1 protein-coding gene and 1 pseudogene are annotated in these 608 nt (G+C 36.0%); both read left to right on the top strand.

What is annotated here, in order from left to right; all coding sequences use genetic code 11:
• Positions 1-239 (top strand): annotated as a pseudogene (locus HMPREF3112_RS11565) (hypothetical protein); the annotation flags it as partial.
• Positions 240-496: 257 nt separating this feature from the next.
• Positions 497-608, top strand: a 112-nt coding sequence (locus tag HMPREF3112_RS11560) for a KxYKxGKxW signal peptide domain-containing protein (protein ID WP_256262654.1), incomplete at its 3' end; no start/stop codon positions are given.

The raw sequence follows: 608 nt of genomic DNA, 5'->3' as shown, positions 1-608 counted from the left end.
TTCGAACAGGATTCTACCGCACTGATAAAGGCTACCTATGCTATCTTGAGCCAAGAGTAATTTCTGACTACCAACCAACTTGGAAGGAAATTGACGGTAAGCTCTATCACTTCGAAAAATCAACTTCATTAGGGAAACATCTTTACGGTTCTCCAATCACAACCAATGCAACCCTTGAAAAAGATGGCAAAACTTATGTCATTGATGAAAATGGTGTGGCAACTGAGAAAGTGAATTAATGGGTAAAAGCCTAAAACTTTTCTTTTTCATAATCTCCTAAATCCAGAGCTCAAGTCCTGGATTTTTTGTGTAAACATCTACTTCTCTCAAACCTCTCTATTGCACTATTTATTGAAACTGTAATTATGTATGCGTTTTCTATTGAGTTTGTTAAAAAATAAGGGTAAGATATAATCATAAATTAATCTTTGGTATTAATCTCGTTGATTCTTTCACGATGTGAGTATGCCAAGTCACCATAATAAGGGGGAAATTTATGGAAAACAAAGTTCGTTTCAAGCTTCATAAAGTTAAGAAACATTGGATTACAATCGCTGCTTCAAGTTTGGCTATCGGGGCTTCACTAATTGGACTAGGACAGGTCGGAG

The organism is Streptococcus sp. HMSC10E12, assembly GCF_001807855.1.
GTDB lineage: Bacteria > Bacillota > Bacilli > Lactobacillales > Streptococcaceae > Streptococcus > Streptococcus salivarius.
The sequence above is the reverse complement of the archived record's forward strand: the minus strand, read 5'-3'. Positions and strand labels throughout refer to the sequence as shown.